This is a genomic window from Nostoc mirabile CHAB5784 (genome assembly GCF_020829645.1).
GTDB classification, from domain to species: domain Bacteria; phylum Cyanobacteriota; class Cyanobacteriia; order Cyanobacteriales; family Nostocaceae; genus Nostoc; species Nostoc mirabile.
In genome coordinates, this window is sequence record NZ_JAIVFS010000137.1 from 1 (window position 1) to 16342 (window position 16342).

A 16342-nucleotide genomic window follows, 5' to 3' on the forward strand; every position below is an offset into this window, starting at 1 on the left:
AGCACGGGTCAGATTGCTGGGGTATGCTTTACTCATGTTGCTCTCTCAGTGCTGTCTACTATCTATTCACAGCGTATACTGAGAGAGCTTTTTTACCATCTCTCCGACTTTTCAAACAGCCTCTTAGCCCAGTGTTGTTTTAAACTATATTGATCTGTGACACGGCAACCGTACTTATGAAACTTGTAGGGCTAGTATTTTCAAAAATCCCTTGATAATAAGAACATATTGCAGATATATCATTAGATGAATGAAGCTTTGAAAATCGCCCCTGAAGGGGTGATTAGTTGGCAAATTTACGCACCTTCGTCAATAAAAAACATTTCACCTAACGAAGCATTAAATAATTTACAAACCTTGATTACTGTCTGATTATCCAAACGACTAAAACGATTGTGATAAAGTCTTCCAATAATTGTTGGACTTAACCCAGTTCGCGCAGCAACCTCCTGCTGAGTTAAGTCTTGTTCCTCCATGTACTCCCGCAATTTACATCTCACATCCATTACATTGAATTCTATCTTACAGAATAATAGTTTAATACTTTCCTGTCAACAGCTATCTAGCATTCTGTTGATAGCTATATAGGTAGCTGATATTATTTAGATATAAAGAAAGCGCTCCCGACCGCGAATCTGAAGCGCTTTCCGTCCCTTTAGGAACTTATTCATTATGACTCACGCCTTTTACACAGCACAACAGCTGCAACTGAAATCCATTGCCCGACTCAAGCAAATCTACAGCGAAATCGGCTGCACAGCCGAAGTAAGCGACAAACGCTGTAAGGATGCCTGGATTACTGCGATCGCTGAATATCAAACCAGCAAGATTCAGAAACTCACCCCCACTGCCCCCGACAACCAAGCCCTCGCCCAAGCCGAACTCGACAGCTACATCGCTGACCAAGCCCAAGTTGTAGCTCCCGAACTCCTCAGAATAGTCGAAATCTCGTTTGACCATCACGAATATTATGCTGGTAATCAACTGATAGCCAGCATCAGCCATGACGACAACCACTTAACGCAAACCTGGGTAGTCACGGTCAACGATAAAGAAGTATTTCGTGCCAACACTCTAATGCGTTGCGATCGCTTCATCTGCACTCACTACAAAGATGGCTCATTACCTGTGCAGGAACAACTTGCAACACCATGCACCACTGGTAATGAAATCATGGCGCAGATTTTCAACGAATGTGAAAAGTACGGGTTTGAAATCCTCGACGATGGGATTTATCAAAACAACGTGAGACTGGGCGAGGTTGGCTGTACTGACGGCGGCTGGTGGGTGATGCGTACTGGGGAATGTCAGCAAATGCCGTGTGACTCGGCAATGGATGCAGTTTGGTGGCTGTCGATGGTGGACAGCGTACCCCATACAGAAGCGCCTTTGTGCGAAGAATTGCTAGACCGACCCTTTGAAATGCTCACGAATGAAGAATGGGGGCAGTTGAGGGAGTATGAGCCAGTTGCAGAAAGCCGGGAGTTAGTAACGGCGTAATTCTCGCACAGACGAGAGCGATCGCTACCTGTAGAGCGATCGCTCATCAACTACTCGCTTATTTACCAATCCCCAATTAAACCCATGCAACCAACAATTTCGATACCCAAACACTGGGGCTACCCTCGCTTTGCCTTGGATCAGCGTACACAACAGGGCATCATTCTGGGACTTCAATACTACCCAAATGGTACAGAACTTGCTGAACAATTCGGTGGTGGTTGGTGTTATGCGCTGATGCCTCACAAAAACTCTGACGAACTATTCCACTTTCAAGAGTCTCAAATTCAACCGCTCTCCCCACAGGAATTATTCACACAAATTACCGCAGAAATTGAATTCTATCAACGTCAGACATCTATCTTGCAACAACAGTTAGCCGCAATGGACGGAGGTAGCACCAATGGCTAATTCTACAGACAGCTTTGAGGCTAGAGCCAAGCATTTGCTGCGTTTACTTCAGCTTTGCGGCGGTTGTGTTCCATTGCATCGTTTGCAATTCCAATTCTCGGATTCAGTGATTCAAACACTGCTGGATAGAGAACTGGTGCAAATACAGAATACGGGACGCGGTTTTTTATTGGAGATTGCTGACTAATGAATTGCTGGAGGAGAAGACAAATTAATTCTCTTCTACCTCCTAGTCACAAATGTCATTTATTAACTCAAATATTGATGAATGAATTAATCGCTAAGGCTTTAAAAGCAATTCGCATCTCTCACAAACTCACACAAACAGAACTAGCGCAAAAGCTCCAAATAGGCAAATCACATCTATCTGAAATTGAATCAGAAGCTAAAAAACCAAGTCTCGCCCTATTACTACGCTATTCCGAAGCTTTTGATGTGCCACTATCCTCAATTCTGTTTTTAGCTGAACACATTGACGAAGGTATTGACGAAATGACAGAGTTTATCTCTCCCAAAATCATAGCCCTACTAAAATTCATCCAACAGTGGCGCTGTTTGTAATCGCTTTCTCCCTCCAATCTCAATATCAAACACAAGGATACAACTATGAAACTTTATGCGAAGACCATTTCAGCACTCTGCCAGATTGGGCAACCGTCATTACACAGAGCGCAGATTTGATTGAGGTCGAAATCAACGATGAACACCCTAATTTCCAATCTCTGCTTGAAGAATTAGAGACAGAGATTGAGCCAGGAACATTCGGTGTTAAAGCAGAAGATTTATGTTCAAGGCTCGGCATTGAAATGTCTAACCCACATCTCCACCACTTAGTTGAACAAGCCCACACTCTGATATGCCTTATTGCTACGCACCCAAACTCCAAGCAACTACTAGACAACGGATATAGCCCTGATTTGAATATCGCTGATGCTCAAACTGCACTGATTTATCTGCAATGGGAGTTAGAGCGGAATCAACAGTTTTCTGTTTAGTAAAAAAGCGATTGCTTAAATATCAGCTTTTCTTCAAGCAATCGTAAAGCACTGAAAGTTTACGCTACAAACCACTAATTATTGCACAGATCAACAAAATATGGTTACTGAAATCAAGCTAGGTTTATGCAACCCTCCCGAACCGATTTATCTTTATGTCAATCAGGGGGAAGTAGATGGGGAATCTTTCGTTTGGTACAAGTTCAATATCAGCCAGGAGAAGAAAATCCCTGTCACCCAAAGAGCGTTAACTGGGTATCTGTCAGAACTGCGATTGACAACTAAAGAATTCAAAGGCAGGGACAATCTCAAACTGGATATTGTCGTGAGCGCTGATGAAGTTTATGTCATAAGAAGTGGCGTTGAAACCAATTTTACCAAGAGCTTTCTCCTGGCTGCATCATTAGTTCAGGACTTTTCTAAGCCACTGATTATTGCTGCTACTGCTGGTGAACAAAATACGGTTTTCTGCAATCTTTATGATGCAGTCACTAAAAGCAGAATTGAAAGAGAATGGAACAAAAATGCTGATTGGGCAACTATCATTCATGACATTCAATCTCTTTTAGGTGGCAATTCCTCAACTGTTCCAGCCACACCAAAACTTAGCGTAGTTCCTCAACCAGTACACCCTCAAGACTTACGAGTGAAAAATATTCGCACTTTGCTTGATTATCCACTTGATTTGGTCAAAGAGTGGTTGGAATTTCATTCGGTTGACCGTCCAAGTCTACTTCATATCAGCAAAATTAATGAACTGATAAAAAGTATGTGCTTGGCTTGGGCAGCAGATAAGTGTGACCATCCCAATCATGCTGAATCTTCGTATCAAAACCAAGTTGTTGATGCTGTTGTTAGCGGTGCTGATGAGTTAACAGCAATCAGCGCATGGATGCAACAGTTGCAAGCTGCAAAAGCTGGAGCAGTGTAAATCAAAAGTCAGGATTCAGAATGCAGAATCATTCTGATTTCTGACTCCTGACTCCTGAATTCTCAACTTAGAGGAATTAGCCATGAAAGTCATCGTTACAGTAGTTGAAAAAATCACCAGTGAAGCGCACATTGATATCCCTGATGGGCTGAATAAATCTGCAATCAAACAGCACATAGTAGACCGCTACAACACCGGGGTAATGCAGACTGAGATGAACATTTTTCAAGTTGACTTTGAATCTATCAGCGCTCGGATTGTACCAGAAAATTTTTTTACTAAATCTGTATAAATATGGGATGTAATCAGATGAACACAAAATGGACTGATGAAGAACTTGAGACTATTGAAGAGATGGCTTGTCTTTACACTGTCAAACAAATAGCGTATCGCCTCAAAATCAGAGGATACACACGCTCAACATCAGCTATTCAAAACAAATTACGCTTTTTAGGATACTCCGCACGTCCAATCCTTGATAATTACAATTGCTGCGAAATCGCCAGAGTTTTGCAACTCAATTCAGCTACTGTTTGGAGTTGGGTTAAAAAGGGATGGATACGTACAACCAGACGGTCTGGCAGATATCACCAAATCAAAAGCAAAGATTTAAAGCAATTTCTTCAAAACCCACCACAACGTATTAAGAAGCGCATTGCTGCTATTGACAAGGATGCTATCGAATATTTGGTGGGGGGGTTGGGATGACAGACCAAATCACCACCCTCGAAACTCAAAAAGTTCTCGATATTTGCTCCGGTATTGGCGGCTTCACGCTTGGTCACATGATTAGCGGCGGTTTTGAAACTGTAGCTTTTTGCGAAATCAACGAGTACTGCCAGCAGGTGTTAAATCTACGCTTCCCACATATTCCAATTATCCCGGACATCCATGATATTACAGTTAAGTCTTTGGCAAGAATCGGAGTTGGAGAAGTTGACGGCATCATCGCCGGACTGCCCTGCCCTCCCTTCAGCCTCGCCGGAAAACGCCTTGCATCCCAAGACTCCCGCAACTTGTTCGGGGAATTCTTTAGAATCATTTGCAATATTCGACCAAAATGGGCAATTGTGGAGAACGTTCCCGGACTCATCACTGCTGAGGGAAGTCAATTTTTCTGTGCCGTACTGTGGCAGTTTACCTCGTTGGGGTTTGATGTTGAATGGGGAATTGTTTCGGCAGCTTCGGTGGGAGCCGTCCACTTGCGTGAAAGAATCTGGATTATTGCCCACTCCCAAAGCTCAAGACGGGATACATCCCGGAGTCACTACGAGAAAGCCGGGACAAACATTGCATCTGTCGGCTGCTGTCATACCCACACCAACCAAAATAGATGCCAACAACAATTACAGGAAACCAACCAAAGGGGGCAGAAACCTTTGTTACGAGGTGGGCAGCACTCCAAATCGTTCTCTCAATCCACTTTTTGTCAGCGCCATCATGGGCTTTCCCAACGGTTGGGTAGATATCTCATGCGACAGCCAGACCTTGACAGATGGTTGTGTGCTGCCACAGTCCCCAGTTTCAGTCGGCTTACTCGTACTGAGGTTGCAGCGCTTACGCCAGCAAGCCAGAGAGAATATCGCCAACTCTGGGCAGAATACCAAGCCATTAGAAGACAACACAAACAGCAGTTGATCGCTCTGGGCAATGCCATTGTCCCTCAATGTGCTGCACTAATTTTTGAACGTCTGAAAAGAATTTTTAAGCAACAACAGAAAATACATGATTGAGTTAATTACTGCCCTTGAAACAAGCTGGTATATCTCTCCACCTTGGGGACAAACAATTCCACCTGTTGAGGTCAATTTACTGGAAAGAGTATACCTCAGAACCACCAGAACATTTGGCTATTGCTGCGGTATTCAGTGGAAGCATGAATGTTGGCTTTATACCGTTGATTGCGGTAATGAAATCCTCCACGCCACACAACATCAAATCATCGGGACTGGTCAGTTAGAAACGGTCACTGTGCAAAAACCTGCTTTCGTTTTGGGCGAAAGGGTGATGCTCTGTTCTCACGATAAGGAGACAAAGCAACGGCTGATTCTGGGGATTGCGCTGGTAAATAATTCTTGGTTTTACATTGTGGAATTGATGTCGCCAACTTTAACTCCACCTCTAACTATATCTAATCGCTTTTCACTGGTTGGTGAAAAAAGTTTAGTGCGGGTAAAGGCTTGAGTTTCTTAGATTGCAATTCCTCGAATTTACTGTTTGAACAATAATAGGGAGTTAATTATGTTGATACACAACTGGCGTGACTCAGATATTAACCAAATGCCCGAAGATGGGCAGCTAGGCAAATACAGCATACCCAAGGGCTACGTGAATGCAACCCAGATGTGCCATGCAAATAACAAGTCTTGGGGGCATTACAAAGAAAGGAAGTCCACAAAAGCTTACTGGACGGCACTTTCAAACGACATCGGATTCCCGATATCGTCTCTTGTCATCGAAGTTGATGGCTATGGCAGTTCTCAAGGTACTTGGATTCATCCAGAAATCGCAATTGATTTAGCTCAGTGGGTTTCTGTCGAATTCCGCATCTGGGCCAACAGAACTTTAATGAAAGTGATGATTTTTCAAGAGCCTGTACAACAGCAGTCAATGACTCAAGTACAGTTACTTGCAGCGATCGCACAACAACTGGCAGAGCAAGAACAGCATTTACTCCAACAACAACAGCAACAGACCGAAATTTTGCACCGACTAAAAGCCGTTGAAGTTGAGCAAGACAGGGTAAATACCCCATGTGGACATAAATACAGTGTTGTTGGATTCGCCAATCTTCAATGGTAATGAAATATCTGTAAAAGAAGCCGGTACTAAAGGTCGAAAAGCCAGCGCATTGTGCCGAAAACAGGGAATAGAAATAGAACGCATTCATGATCCACGTTTTGGAAAAGTCGGTTTATATCCAGAGAGTGTGTTGATTGAGGTTTTCTCTACAGGCCAAAACTAACAGCAATTGTCTTCGCTACACGTTCTTTAGTTGGAAAAAAGTACCATGCAACAACTCACACTTTTCGCTGAATCAATTCCAGTTTTACCTATCAGTTATTACCCCGATTTCTTAAGTCTTGAACAAGCCAATCAACTCTACCAACACTGCTTGAAACTGGAGTGGCAGCAAAATCAAATCAGAATGTTGGGTAAAACTCTTCCCGTCCCGCGCCTTGAGTGCATTTATGGTGATGCCGGATGTGATTACCTCTACTCCAACAGCGTGTTTTTGAAGCCCCTAACTTGGACAGATGCTCTGTCTAAATTACGAGATAAAATCACCGCTTTGACTAGCTACAAATTCCGCATCGTTATCGGCAATCAGTACCGCAGTGGACAGGATTCGATTGGTTGGCATTCCGACAATGAACCATCGATGGGATTTAACCCAGCGATCGCTTCCATAAGCTTGGGGTCATGTCGCAAGTTTCAGATAAAACCTATCGGCGGCAGACCAACGGATTTCTGGCTGGAACATGGCAGTTTACTCGTGATGCACACTGGCTGTCAGTCTACACATCTGCACCAGGTTCCAAAAACCAACAAAGTGGTTAGCACACGAATTAATCTCACATTTCGACCACACACCGGAGGAGGCAGATAGTTTGAATTCTCAGTTTTGAGTAATAAGTCCTGAGTCATCAGCTTGAAATAAGCACTTGCATTGATCTCCATCACTCTCGGCACTCATTACTCATTACTTCCAAGGTGGTATGGCTTCATACCCCTTGCTTTGCACTGCGTAAAAACAAGAGAGGAAATATGAACATAATTGATACACATCAAAATCCAAATAATCAATTAGCTCCTAACCATTGGCATGAATGGGTGGTCAATTCCGCCGTTGACCCCAAACTCACTGCCCTGAATGTCCGTTCTCTAAGTGGCTTGGAAGTATACGAGTACCTTTTATACGCCCTACCCCAAACTGCCAGACGAAACGATGGGCGGCTACGTGATGGGTACTTGAAAAGATATGCCCACGTAGAGTCGGGCGCATGGTGGGTTAGTGGACTCGACCCGCTTAACTCCTGGCTACCGATGGACTGGGGACGAATGAAACCTGATTGTCCTCGTTTGGAATGGGATAAGACTACAAACGAACAAACCCAAAAACCAGTCAAGTACGAGTCACCCCCCAAAACTCCCAATCGTGTCACCTACCTGAGAGTCCCCCTTCACATTTGGCGGTTGATAGCCCTGCGTTATGACGTGCCGATGCCAGAACATATTACTGTTACTGAAGAAGGTGAAGCACTGGGTTTTTGGGCTTGGGTCATGGCTCACCCCTCCATCCCTGTATGCCTTACGGAGGGCGAGAAGAAAGCTGCTTGTCTTCTCACATTGGGGTATGTAGCGATCGCACTCCCTGGAATCTGGAATGGTCGCGTGGGCAAAGAAGATTTGGAATACCTGCACCCTGATTTAGTCCCAATGGCGCAAAAAGGACGCAAATTCGTTATTCTCTTCGACTACGAAACCAAACCCAAAACCAAACAGCAGGTTTTTGCTGCTACTCGCCGTACCTGTCAAGTGATTCTCCAACTTGCCTGTCAGTGTGAAGTAGCGCTGCTCCCTGGCCCAGAAAAAGGAATTGACGATTGGGTTGTAGCTCTGGGGAAAAAAGCTGAGAAAGCAGTCAGCACTATGATTGCTGATGCCTTGAGAATCAGCGAGTTAAACCAAAGATTTTTCGTGAATCGTGCCAGGGGGCTTCGCAAATTCAAACCCAACGTGATAGTTAATAGCCGCTATCTTTCCACAGTCATCCGCTCATTGCCTCAATCGGGGTTAGTTGGTTTGGCTTCCGACATGGGGACAGGCAAGACTGAAATCTTGGCGATGATTAGAAGAGATAACCCCCAACTCAGCTTTTTGAACAACGGGCATCGCGTTACTTTGCTGAAAAATTTGAGCGATCGCTTGCAAACTGCCATGTACTCTGCGATTTCTTGCGGGGATTGGGCTAAAGCAAAAGCTCTCAGCATCACCGTAGACTCGCTGTATAAGATGGCGAATGATTTACAGGCAAAAGATATTCTTTTTATTGATGAAGCCTGCCAGTATCTCGCCCATCTGCTCAAATCAAAGACCTGCAAAGAACACCGGGGGGCTATCCTCGAAGTGCTGGAATATCTGGTTTACAACGCCAAGTTGGTTGTTTTGGCAGATGCTCACTTGGATGATTTGACCATCGAATTCTTTATGAGAATGCGTCCTCTTGGTGAAAAACCCTATATCATCAAAAACGAGTATCGTTCAGGTGGTCGTCAGGTGTATTGGTACGAGGGGAAAAACAGCAGCGCAATCGTTGCCGAGTTTCACGCTCGACTCATGTCGGGTCAAAAACTGATGATGGTCAGCGACAGCAAGCGGTTTATCAAAAAACTGGAGAGAGCGCTCAACGATACAGAGGGGCAGAGGGGCAGGGGTGCAGAGGGGAAAGAAATTATACAACAACTCTCCTCTGCTCCTCCGCTCAAGAGCTCCCCTGCTCTCTTCGATGATAGCGACGAAACACCGGAATCAGCCGAAGACCGCAAGTTACGGGTGTGGGCTATTCACTCGGAAAACAGTGGCAGTGAGGAAAATGTGATTTTCATCAGGGAGATTAACATTGCCATTAAGGATATCGACGCTTTTTTAATTACTCCCAGTCTCGGTACAGGGGTTGACATTTCCAGCTATCATTTTGATGCCGTGTTTGGTGTGTTTCATGCTGTAAGCCAGTCGGCTACAGAATGCGCCCAGCAATTATGGCGGTATCGTCCTGATGTCCCCATGTATGTTTGGGTTGCACCGCGTCCTCCCTTTGGTTATGCAGAAACCAATGCCCGACGCATCAAGGAAAGGATTCTCCAAACGAATGAGATGACCGCGTTTCTGATTCGCATTAACCGGGAAACTGGCAAGCGGGGTGCTGAGAAGGACTGGGCATTAGATACCAGTTGTCAGATTGAGGCGCAAAGGAATTGGTCGATTAATAATCTTCGCTCTGATCTGCGATCGCTGTTGGAGGAGATGGGGAATACCATTGTTTCTGCCGGGGATGGAGGTGATGAAAGTACTTCTCGCTGGATGAAGGCGGCTGGTATTGCCATTGATGAAGAACATTATCGCAAAGTTGCCAATGCTAAAGATATTGACAAGAGAACTTACACCAGTAGGCAGCATCAGGATTACCTGAAGCCCGAAGAGGTTTTGGAATGTGAGAAGTTCCGCATCCAGGACACTTATGGCATGAGCGTAACCCCGGAACTAGTGGAGAAAGATGATGGGGGGCGGTTAATTAAAAAGATTGTCGCGTTGGAGGCAATATTAGCAGCGCCTGGGGAAATGATTACTGATGACCAGGGGCGGGAGTGTGTTTCACCGCCTGCTGTTGTTGTGCAACGGGACTTGGGGGAACGGGAGCGCTTGACTATTTGCACAGACTGGAGCAATCATTCTACCGCGTGGTTGATGCGTCATCGGCTCGGACTCAGGGCTGTGTTGATGGATCTGATGGCTGGGGTTGAGATTAAAGGCGACGAGGCGATGATTCAAGTTTTGGCAGAGTTCTCCAAACGCAACGCATCTCACGTTAAAGGCATTCTCAATCTGACCATCCCGCTATCAGAGTCTCCTGTATGGATTTTGGGGCAGTATCTTACACAACTGGGCTTGTCTACTGAGTCACGAAGACCAATGGAGGATGGTCAGAGGGTTCGGTATTATCGACTCAATACTGATGATGTGGTGTTCGCCCAGAACGTGCTTTCTTATCGCCTTCATCAACGGGAGGATAGGGAAAGGAAGCGCCAGTCAGAGCAGGAGAGAAACACGGCTTATGCTGCTAGGATGCAAGCTCAGTATGGGATTAACGCGCCGTCCACACCCCCCATTAATGAAGATGGAAGTAATAATCGGGGGGGTATGGACACAGATGAAGAATCCAGTATTTCTTGGTGGGAACGGGTTAAATATTATGCTCAGTTGGCAATTGAGCGGTTTGAGTACGGGGTGAAATCGGTTAAAGAATTACTCAGTACGTTGACGAGTGATGAGCGTTGTGGGGTGATGCTGAAGTTTGATGAGGTCAGCCCGGACAAGTTTGCTCAACTGGTGGCCCTTGCGCCCAATTGGGTGGAATGGATCGGCTGAGAAAGTGGGGCTTACTATTAACCACTTTGATTGTTAAGTTATAAATGCTACTTGATTTTACGGAAGATCACGCCGACTCTTGTTGGCGAGACAATTACTGTTGCCTGCTGTGTTGTTACTCGAAAGTCTGAATCTGTTGCAGTTTCTTACACCAGATGTTCAGTTACGGGGAAGTGATGAGAAGATGCTGGAGTTTAAGGCAGTGGCTGTTGTGCATCGGCACGTTATCAAAAATTACCTGAATGTCAGTATCTCAGAAAAACTTACCCCAGTGGCGATCGCTCAGAAATTACTTGCCAAGATTGATTTGAAGTTGGACTACGTTGGTCGGTTGGGTAAGCGTGAAAATCGGGAGTGTGTGTATAAGTTTGTTCCGCCTGATGATAGGCGTGATTCAATTTTTGGGCAGTGGTTAAATCGGGATGAACTGTTTCTTAGTGAGTCGGTGTCAGTCAGCAATAATATAAGTACAACTACACCAGTCATTGACACCACCCCCCAGTATATTCCTCAAACACTCACGCCAGTGGAAAGTCCGACTGTCCAAGGATGGAAGGGGCTGAAGCTGAAAATGCGCCTTGGACTCGACAGCGTTGGCAAGTTCTACCAACAGTTAGTCTCCCAAGTTGGCTTTTCTGTTGGGATTGCTGATGGTGAGCCTTACTGGAATGGGTATTTCGGGCAGTGGCAGGTCTGGGTTAAGTTTGCAGACGGGTGTAGGTCTGTGGTGTGCGATTGGTTGGTGGGAGTGTAGATCGATAAAGCTTTGGTAAAGAGTTGAGTAATTCATGCTTCAGATTTAGTCTCACTAGCTTTTTTAGAGACAGCAATTGCACCAACTCCAAACAATAGACCTAGTAGGGAAGTGGGTTCAGGTATGGATGTAGATGAAGAACTGACGGTAATATTGGCAGCAGAATCTTGATAGATGTATGTTCCTGCCAGTCCCACTTCACCCGTCAAGGTAATTTCAGAGCTTGAAGTTCTTTCTAGGGTATATCTAGGAGCATCAAAAGCAATGCCAAAATCAACTACTAAATTCCAATTCGACCTAGAATCAAGCTCAAAATCAACATCTGGGGTTAAGTTACCGCCATTAGTAGATCCTCTCTTCAAATTCAGGTCTAGATTGTTGACGGATAGCTCCCAATCGCTCAAAGTCCCGGACTCTGAGTAAACCACGAATCCAGAATATTCGCTCTCTTCTGGCAAAGAGTTCGTAAGGAATGGGGTAGTAGCATCGACTAAGGTAAAATCACCTGAAAATTCTTGTCTAGTTAGAATCGCTCCCAGCACGGGAGTAGCATGAAATACGCTTGCAACTACCAAACCAATCACGGCGACGCTAACTTTAGGGAGTCGAACTTGATTCATCGATTATGCTATCTAAAATTGTTGAAGGTATGCTATCACATCCTTGGCAACTTCAGATACACTCAGTACACCAAAAAGTTCTGCGATGCCTGCGGTGTTCTCGAAGAATCGCTCAAGCCCAGAAATGGGCAATACTTTAAAGAATTACTCAGTACCCTGACGATTGATGAGCGGTGGGGCGTGATGCTGGAGTTCGAGGATGCAAGCCCTGACAAGTTTGCTCAACTGGTGACAGATGCGCCCGATTGGGTGCAGTGGATGGGGTGAGAAAGTAGGGCACAGAAAGCGATCGCTAAAAGGTCAGTTCCTCCCAAGTAAAAAGAACTAAGGCATCGGGAGCGATGCTCCAAAGTTAGATCGGACTTTAATTCTCAGTTACAGAGCTATATTCTCAATAAAAATAGTTATTTGGCTGCGATGCCTGCGGCGGGCTGCGCCTACGCACTCCTAAACAGGTGATTTAGCACCCGAATTTTAAGCACCTCACTTGCATCGCATTGCTCCCAAAGAACTAACTCTTATCCAGCATCCAGAGATTATTAACTATGGGGGCTGTCTTTAAGCCTCACCAAAATTTTACTCGCACACCAACGTCAAAGCAATTCGCAATTATCAGTTCGCAATGACGATGAAAGATCGTCCAGAGTTGTATAAGTTCGTTCAAAACATTTAGTATCTCTGGATCTGTGACTAAATTCGATTCCATATTCTTTGACACAATATTACAGTCAATACCTCCTAATATTAGATGGGGCGGCTGAAAGTCGTTTGAACTTTTTATGGAGAAATCTCAATGACCATTTCAATGTACCAAGCTTTAATACCCGTGTCTATTCGCACACTGAATAACCTTACAAATATTCTTGAAAAAGGTGGTGCTTATGCTGAAACTAAAAATATAGATCCTTCTGTGTTGATCAATAGTCGTCTATCCCCAGATATGTTTCCATTATCAAAACAAGTACAAATTGCCTCTGATATAGTAAATAGAGGTGCCGCACGGTTAGCAGGAATAGAATCACCTAAATTCGAGGACAATGAAACTACATTTGGTCAACTTATTGACCGTATTCAAAAAACTATCTCTCATTTAAATACTTTTAAACCTGAGCAAATTGACGGTTCAGAAGAGAGAGAAATTACCTTACAGATGCGTGACAACACTCTCTCTTTTCAAGGAATGCCATTTCTCCTATATTTTGTTTTACCAAACCTTTATTTCCATGTCACAACAGCGTATGACATTCTTAGGCACTGCGGTGTAGAACTTGGCAAAGGAGACTTTCTTGGTCAGCCCTAATCAGAGCAATATCTAACGTCATCATTGCTATTCGGTATTGCATGAAATTCTCTACTCTCTTTGAGGGCGTTTGAAAAGTATGTTTTGTATCAAAAGTAACGTAGCCAAGCCAGAGCAACAAAAAATTAGGATTCTTCCTTTTACTCTGTGACGCTCAGAATGGCGAGTTATACCTATCTTGAGGTTTTCAAACATCCTCTTAAAGATGGAGGAAGCCTCTACACTTGACATTGATTAAAAGGTTCTCGAATAAAATAGAGTGCGTCGCGTTTTTGAACTTCCATACCGCCTCTATTCCAACTGACCCAACGAGTTATAAATTTTTGACCCTGCTCTCGATGTTCAATAGCAACAGTAAAGTTATTACGGAGTTCCCGATAACATCCATCCAAATTCGTCAAGGTCAAATCCAGTACTGGGATATTAAATTTATTCTCCCCTTTATTAACAACAAAAAATCCTTCACTGCCTCGCTCCATTAGCAATACAGTCGAACTATCAACGCCTGTTAAAATATTTTCTTTGATATTTTTTCCCTGATTTCCTCGTTGATGCATAATCTGGCGGAATTTAACACCATATTTGATAAAAGAAGAATCTCTATTATCCCAGTTCAGTATTAAAGGAGTACCACTTTCTCTCGCCAGGACATAGGCTGTTGCAAGATATGAGTCAGAAGGATCGCTATAGGGGTTAATGGCATTGGAATTAATCTCGCGGATAGTATCGTGGTTTCTGCCAAAGGTAACGCTATGCGAATCGTTTATGCCTGTGGTCACTCGCAGCGAACGCAAATCTCCACCGAAGCTAAAGGCATTTTTAATTGAATTGTAGAGAGCAAAATCTGTGACAGCAGCAATCCAGTTATAATTTTCTGCACTGGTATCCTTATCTGTAATTACCTCAATATAGTTCCATGCTTTTCCCTGACTTTGTTGCTTTACATAGTTGATGTACTCTTTGACAACATCTGCTGGCAGATGCTTGGCAGCATCAAACCGAAATCCATCAATCCCTAAATTTAGCAATTTTTTTAAATGAGCTTTTTGAATTGTTTTAACGTTATTGGTAAATCTCAGGTCAGGAAGTCCACCTAACCAACAATTAATTTCTGTATCTCTGTTGCCATCACTATAATTAATGCTACAAGATTTTTTACCTGGATGGTTTGAGTCGGAATTAAAATCACTTACAAAAAGACCTGGAAATTTCGTTAAATCTTCAAACTCATCATTACCATCTAAATTTGCCATGTGATTGAAAACAACATCAGCAATCACTTTGACATTACAACTGTGAGCTTGACTAATAAGCTTTTTTAAATTGAACAGTGAACCTCTACCTTCAATAATGCTGTAGTCTACAGGTTGATAGCGTGTCCACCATTCTGGGGCCGGATTAGATTTTTGACCTGGAGAAATTTGAATGTGAGAATATCCTTGCTTCCCTATTTTACATACAAACTTTTCGATATCACTGTACTGCTGATCAAATGCATGAAAAATTGCAGTGGGTTTTTCTGCTGCTAATGTCTTAATCGGGTAAATGCAAATTGTGCAGATTGCAACTGTACAGATAAAGATAGTTTTCATCAAATATATTATTGTCAAACTATCTCGTGTTTTACTAGCTCCTCTTACAGACATGATTAATTATCCTCAAACAATTATATTTTCACGCTTCATTTTAATGCTGTGTTTGGGATTTTTCATGCCATAAGCCATTCAGCTAGAGAATGCCCTCAACGTGGCGATTCCGCTATCGGAGTCTGCTTTGTGGATTTTGGGGCAGTATCTCTCGCAACTGGGTTTGTCTACTGAGTCACGAAGACCAATGGAGGACGGTCAGAGGGTTCGGTATTATCGGCTGAATACTGAGGATGTAGAGTTTATCCAGAAGGTGCTGGAGTATCGTCAACGGCAGAGGGAAGAGAAGGAAAAGAAACGTCAGCAGGAACAAGAACTTCAGGCGGCTTATGCAGCTAGAATGCAGTCTCAATATGGGATTAACCCGCCGTCCACACCCCCCCTTAATAAAGATGGAAGTAATAATTGGGGGGGTGTGGATACAGATAAAGAAGACAGTATTTCTTGGCGGGAACGGGTAAAATATTATGCTCAGTTGACGATTGAACGAGTAGAGTCCGGGGTGGAATCGGTAAAAGAACTACTAAGTACACTAACGAGTGATGAGCGTTGTGGGGTGATGCTAAAGTTTGAGGACATTGACCCGAACAAATTTGCTCAACTGGTGACAGATGCCCGCAGTGGACTGAGTGGATGGCGTGAGAAAGTTGGGTTTATTTCACATTATCCATGTTAGACAACAAAATCCCTAACAATTTGATACTACGATTCTCTAAGTCAATTGATTCAATAAGGTTTTGTCTTCCGGTAACTTTATCCTTTAAGCTACATATATTAAGACTGTAGCGACATTACCCTTGTGGAGGTCTAGATGGCGATAGTCAGGCGTCGTATCGGTCTGGAGCAAGAATTTTTTCTGGTAGACGAAGCTGGTAGCTTGAGCGATCGCGCTGATGAGTTTTTAAAGAGCTAGTGTGGTAAAACTTACTAGAGAAGACGACTCTCTAAATTAGCCAAGTAACCCTTGGGATCTCTGCGAAATCGATATTGTTCAATTCTGGCTTTATGGTGTTTTTTCAGTTGAGAGCGTAATTCG

21 protein-coding genes are annotated in these 16342 nt (G+C 43.8%); 18 read left to right on the forward strand and 3 right to left on the reverse strand.

Annotated elements, in window-relative coordinates; all coding sequences use genetic code 11:
* Positions 1-296: 296 nt before the first annotated feature.
* Positions 297-506, reverse strand: coding sequence for a helix-turn-helix domain-containing protein (locus LC653_RS39695; protein ID WP_267923390.1), 210 nt, complete (start codon positions 504-506; stop codon positions 297-299).
* Positions 507-672: 166 nt separating this feature from the next.
* Here LC653_RS39695 and LC653_RS39700 point away from each other — a divergent pair, with 166 nt between their 5' ends.
* The 15 genes from LC653_RS39700 to LC653_RS39770 all read left to right on the forward strand — a co-directional run bounded on the left by LC653_RS39700 (position 673) and on the right by LC653_RS39770 (position 11740).
* Entirely contained in the window at positions 673-1500 is an 828-nt protein-coding gene (locus LC653_RS39700; protein WP_229500816.1) for a hypothetical protein, read from the forward strand.
* An 84-nt stretch (positions 1501-1584) separates the two neighbouring features.
* Positions 1585-1911, forward strand: a complete 327-nt coding sequence (locus tag LC653_RS39705; protein ID WP_229500817.1) for a hypothetical protein — start codon at positions 1585-1587, stop codon at positions 1909-1911.
* The gene (locus LC653_RS39710; protein WP_229500818.1) at positions 1904-2098 is read left to right on the forward strand and encodes a hypothetical protein; all 195 of its coding nucleotides are present in this window, start codon (positions 1904-1906) and stop codon (positions 2096-2098) included. The genes LC653_RS39705 and LC653_RS39710 overlap by 8 nt, the downstream gene beginning before the upstream one ends.
* 77 nt (positions 2099-2175) lie before the next feature.
* Positions 2176-2472, forward strand: coding sequence for a helix-turn-helix transcriptional regulator (locus LC653_RS39715; protein ID WP_229500819.1), 297 nt, complete (start codon positions 2176-2178; stop codon positions 2470-2472).
* Positions 2457-2906: a hypothetical protein gene (locus LC653_RS39720; protein WP_229500820.1), complete on the forward strand. Its 450-nt coding sequence runs from the start codon at positions 2457-2459 to the stop codon at positions 2904-2906. The genes LC653_RS39715 and LC653_RS39720 overlap by 16 nt, the downstream gene beginning before the upstream one ends.
* Positions 2907-3006: 100 nt before the next feature.
* A complete protein-coding gene (locus LC653_RS39725) occupies positions 3007-3837 on the forward strand; it encodes a hypothetical protein (RefSeq protein WP_229500821.1) in 831 nt (276 codons plus the stop codon).
* An 82-nt stretch (positions 3838-3919) separates the two neighbouring features.
* Entirely contained in the window at positions 3920-4129 is a 210-nt protein-coding gene (locus tag LC653_RS39730; protein WP_229500822.1) for a hypothetical protein, read from the forward strand.
* A 17-nt stretch (positions 4130-4146) separates the two neighbouring features.
* A complete protein-coding gene (locus tag LC653_RS39735) occupies positions 4147-4545 on the forward strand; it encodes a MerR family transcriptional regulator (protein WP_229500823.1) in 399 nt (132 codons plus the stop codon).
* Positions 4542-5570, forward strand: a complete 1029-nt coding sequence (locus LC653_RS39740) for a DNA cytosine methyltransferase (protein ID WP_229500824.1) — start codon at positions 4542-4544, stop codon at positions 5568-5570. The genes LC653_RS39735 and LC653_RS39740 overlap by 4 nt, the downstream gene beginning before the upstream one ends.
* Complete coding sequence (locus LC653_RS39745) at positions 5563-6021, forward strand: DUF1392 domain-containing protein (protein WP_229500825.1); 459 nt, start codon at positions 5563-5565, stop codon at positions 6019-6021. The genes LC653_RS39740 and LC653_RS39745 overlap by 8 nt, the downstream gene beginning before the upstream one ends.
* A 57-nt stretch (positions 6022-6078) precedes the next feature.
* On the forward strand, positions 6079-6639 hold the full coding sequence (locus tag LC653_RS39750) for a KilA-N domain-containing protein (protein WP_229500826.1): 561 nt from the start codon (positions 6079-6081) through the stop codon (positions 6637-6639).
* On the forward strand, positions 6608-6802 hold the full coding sequence (locus LC653_RS39755; RefSeq protein WP_229500827.1) for a hypothetical protein: 195 nt from the start codon (positions 6608-6610) through the stop codon (positions 6800-6802). Before LC653_RS39750 ends, LC653_RS39755 begins: the two co-directional genes overlap by 32 nt.
* Before the next feature lie 45 nt (positions 6803-6847).
* Positions 6848-7447 carry an alpha-ketoglutarate-dependent dioxygenase AlkB family protein gene (locus LC653_RS39760; RefSeq protein ID WP_229500828.1) on the forward strand — a complete coding sequence of 200 codons (600 nt, stop codon included), beginning with the start codon at positions 6848-6850 and terminating at the stop codon, positions 7445-7447.
* Between the two features lie 158 nt (positions 7448-7605).
* Positions 7606-10986 carry a plasmid replication protein, CyRepA1 family gene (locus tag LC653_RS39765; protein WP_229500829.1) on the forward strand — a complete coding sequence of 1127 codons (3381 nt, stop codon included), beginning with the start codon at positions 7606-7608 and terminating at the stop codon, positions 10984-10986.
* An 82-nt stretch (positions 10987-11068) separates the two neighbouring features.
* Complete coding sequence (locus tag LC653_RS39770; protein WP_229500830.1) at positions 11069-11740, forward strand: hypothetical protein; 672 nt, start codon at positions 11069-11071, stop codon at positions 11738-11740.
* A gap of 32 nt (positions 11741-11772) precedes the next feature.
* On the opposite strand, the gene LC653_RS39775 is transcribed toward LC653_RS39770, so the two are convergent.
* The gene (locus tag LC653_RS39775) at positions 11773-12360 is read right to left on the reverse strand and encodes a PEP-CTERM sorting domain-containing protein (RefSeq protein WP_229500831.1); all 588 of its coding nucleotides are present in this window, start codon (positions 12358-12360) and stop codon (positions 11773-11775) included.
* On the opposite strand from LC653_RS39775, the gene LC653_RS39780 reads away from it, so the two are divergent.
* Both LC653_RS39780 and LC653_RS39785 read left to right on the forward strand, forming a co-directional pair.
* On the forward strand, positions 12352-12627 hold the full coding sequence (locus LC653_RS39780) for a hypothetical protein (RefSeq protein WP_229500832.1): 276 nt from the start codon (positions 12352-12354) through the stop codon (positions 12625-12627). The genes LC653_RS39775 and LC653_RS39780 overlap by 9 nt on opposite strands.
* A gap of 526 nt (positions 12628-13153) precedes the next feature.
* Complete coding sequence (locus LC653_RS39785) at positions 13154-13660, forward strand: DUF1993 domain-containing protein (RefSeq protein WP_229500833.1); 507 nt, start codon at positions 13154-13156, stop codon at positions 13658-13660.
* Between the two features lie 218 nt (positions 13661-13878).
* Here LC653_RS39785 and LC653_RS39790 read toward each other — a convergent pair whose 3' ends face one another.
* Positions 13879-15306: an alpha-amylase family glycosyl hydrolase gene (locus tag LC653_RS39790; RefSeq protein WP_229500834.1), complete on the reverse strand. Its 1428-nt coding sequence runs from the start codon at positions 15304-15306 to the stop codon at positions 13879-13881.
* Positions 15307-15406: 100 nt separating this feature from the next.
* Between LC653_RS39790 and LC653_RS39795 the strand changes: the two genes are divergently transcribed.
* Positions 15407-15982, forward strand: coding sequence for a hypothetical protein (locus LC653_RS39795; protein ID WP_229500835.1), 576 nt, complete (start codon positions 15407-15409; stop codon positions 15980-15982).
* The last annotated feature ends 360 nt before the right edge of the window (positions 15983-16342 follow it).